General features: G+C 37.7%; 2 protein-coding genes and 1 pseudogene. 1 reads left to right on the plus strand and 2 read right to left on the minus strand.

Going from position 1 to position 3,004, the window contains the following annotated elements; genetic code table 11:
• Both SPADD19_RS08965 and SPADD19_RS08970 read right to left on the minus strand, forming a co-directional pair.
• A pseudogene (locus tag SPADD19_RS08965) lies at positions 1-649 on the minus strand (YSIRK-type signal peptide-containing protein); the annotation flags it as partial.
• A 215-nt stretch (positions 650-864) separates the two neighbouring features.
• Positions 865-1,386 carry a Dps family protein gene (locus SPADD19_RS08970; protein WP_061455828.1) on the minus strand — a complete coding sequence of 174 codons (522 nt, stop codon included), beginning with the start codon at positions 1,384-1,386 and terminating at the stop codon, positions 865-867.
• Positions 1,387-1,540: 154 nt separating this feature from the next.
• Between SPADD19_RS08970 and SPADD19_RS08975 the strand changes: the two genes are divergently transcribed.
• Entirely contained in the window at positions 1,541-2,011 is a 471-nt protein-coding gene (locus SPADD19_RS08975) for a COG2426 family protein (protein WP_049492554.1), read from the plus strand.
• Positions 2,012-3,004: the final 993 nt, after the last annotated feature.

A 3,004-nucleotide genomic window follows, 5' to 3' on the forward strand; every position in this document is an offset into this window, starting at 1 on the left:
ACTTTAGAATCCATATAAACCCCGCCAAATTCCAAGCGAACCTTCTTATCTAGATCTTTGTCGTCCAAACGGAAGGTCTTACGATACCAAGCATCCCCTCCGTTTAATTGCCCACCTTCATTTTGAGCAGGAGAGTTGTGATCGAAATCAAAGAAAATAGACCAGTCATGAGGAAGATCTAATTTTTTCCAATCCTTGACATCCACTTGACGCCCTTCTGCACCAGGAGCTGCATTTAATTTAAAATACCAATCTTTATTAAAATCACGTTCTCGATCTTGCACAATATCCTCCGCTACACGATTTTGGTCTGGAGCAGCTGTTTCTTCCGTTCCTGTAGCACGCTCAGATGAAGCTGAAACGGGCTGGCCATCGCCTTGAGGCGCTGGCTTTTCCTCAACTCTGGTAGGGGTGATGACAGCTGGAGCTTCTGAAACCCTTGCACCAGCTTCAGGAACTTCCACTTCTGAATTTTCCGTCACAACACTTGGTGTCTCAATCGAAGTCGGTTCACTTTCGAGGCTGGCTTTTCTTCCGCATGGACCCTTGAAAGACCCAAGGCAGAAATCCCAATCACAACAGAACAAGCTCCAACTGAGAGCTTACGAATACTAAAAACAGGACGCTTTTCAAAAAAAGACTTTCCCATAAAAACCTCCTCTTAGGATTAACAATTAAATTTGTAAGCGCTTTCTTCTACCTGCGAGCGCTTACAGAAAATCACATATTAACTATACCAAAAAAAGAGGAGCGATAGACCTCGATTTCGCTCCAACTATAGTTAGATTAAGAATTCCTTTAATTAGTGGAAATCTCCTACGAACCAAAAAAATAGAAGCCAACGGCTTCTATTTTTTTATGATCTTATAATCCTGGTTCTTGACCAAGTTCAGCAGCCACCATCCAAATGTTCTTTTCAAGTTCTGCTTTAGCCCCAACAAAGATATCGTTGGTTACATCGTCGCCTTCAGCATCTGTAACATCCAAAGCTTTTTGGTAAAGGCCATCAAGGTAATGGAAGATTTCAAGAACACGTGTCAAGCTTTCTTCTACATTTTTCGTAAATGTTCCACGGCGTTCTTCAATATTGCTGTGTTCCAAAAATTCAGTCATGCTAGAATATGGCGCACCACCAAGAGTGATCAAGCGTTCGCTCACTTCATCCAAGGTTGCATCCAAGCTGTCCATGTATTCATCCATTTTTGGATGCCAAACCATAAAGCCACGTCCACGCATATACCAGTGTACTTGGTGAAGGGCAATGTGAGCGACGTAGAGATCTGCTACGACTTGGTTCAAGAGGACTTTTGTTTCTGGAAGAGTTTCTTTATTAGATGGTGCAAAAGTTGCTACATCAGTAGCTGCTTCATGTTTCATAGTTGTCATGTTGTTTCTCCTTTTTATAATGATTCTAATTAACTATGTCTTTATTATATGCTTCCTCCACCAGAAAGTCAAGATAAAAGATTTAAAAAGATCATAGTTGTCAATTGAGAAAAGATACGATAGAATGTAAAAGACTAATCGAAAGGCATAACCAATGAAATATATCTTTACCTTCCTGATCTCCATGGTTCCCCTCGTTGAATTGCGCGGAGCCATCCCTTTTGCCATTGCAAATGGCATTCCACTATGGACAGCGCTTCTGATCGGAGTTATCGGAAATCTTCTCCCTGTTCCTCTGATCTTCTTTTTCGCCCGCCATATCCTCACTTGGGGCGCAAAAAAACCGATCATCGGAGGCTTTTTTAGCTGGTGTCTCAATAAGGGGCATAGAGGCGGACAGAAATTAGAAAAAACTGCAGGAGACAAGGGAATCTTCTGGGCCCTACTCCTATTCGTCGGCATTCCTTTACCAGGGACTGGTGCCTGGACCGGTGCCCTTGCAGCTTCTATCCTTGACTGGGACTTCAAACGCAGTAGCCTCGCAGTCATGCTCGGAGTAATTCTAGCCGGCCTCATCATGGGGACTCTTTCCCTGCTTCTAGGAATCGATACCTTCGCACATTAACCAAAAGACTGAAGCATCGACTTCAGTTTTTTCATACAAAAAAGAGGCTTCCGTTCCTCTAAGAGTATAGACAAACTGTTTTTTTACAAATCTAATAAATTCTATAAAACACAAAAAGTAACCAAAAATTTTTTTAGAGTTAATTATGTACTTTATTTAAGTGAAAACTAAAATTTTTTTCAATTATCCATAATCCAAAAAGGATAAACCATTTTCAGCTCCAAAATACACTTTAATCAAAAACCGACGTAAAAAATCCCTAGAGGACTGTTGTCTTCTAGGGATTTAGTGTATTCTTGAGCTATTTATTCAACAATTTGATTATATTACATGTGTCAAAAATATCTCTTTATTTTATTTTTTAGAACATGTAGTATGTATAAATTGCAATAATAGAAAGGATTAAGAAAATTAACAAGATAAAAATAATTATTTTTTTCATGATTTATTAATAATACTGACTCTTAGGATACAGTATACTCCTTTCTAGGAAGAATTCTTATTATCCCTATCTTTATTATAGGTCTACAGCAATTTATATTCAATTATTTATATGTGAAAGTAGTTTCAGAATTTGAACTTTAAATTTTTTATTATACATTGATTATCATTGAAAATAATGTACAAATTAATTTCTCAGATTAGAGGATATTATGTACTAGAAAACATACAAAATACCACTCCAGAATAATGTACAAAACAAAAATAAAGTACTCTCCTTAAAGAATGTACTTTATGCTTCTAATTCAGTTGTATCAATTGTTTAGCTCATGTTAAGTCAATTGTACATAAACTTTTAGTTTTAAAAAATTTATTTATTAGAATTACTCAGTCATCTACTAAAACTTTCCGCTGTGAGAAAAGTGCTAGAAACAATCATGTTTCTAGCACTCGGGAGTTTTGGAAGTAAAACAGTTCGGGGAACTGTTTTAGCATGAGCTTAAAATTTGAAAAGCGAATGGGTCCAAAACTAATTGAACACGGGCGGCGGAT

Origin of the sequence: Streptococcus parasanguinis (assembly GCF_001578955.1) — a bacterium.
Lineage (GTDB): Bacteria > Bacillota > Bacilli > Lactobacillales > Streptococcaceae > Streptococcus > Streptococcus parasanguinis_U.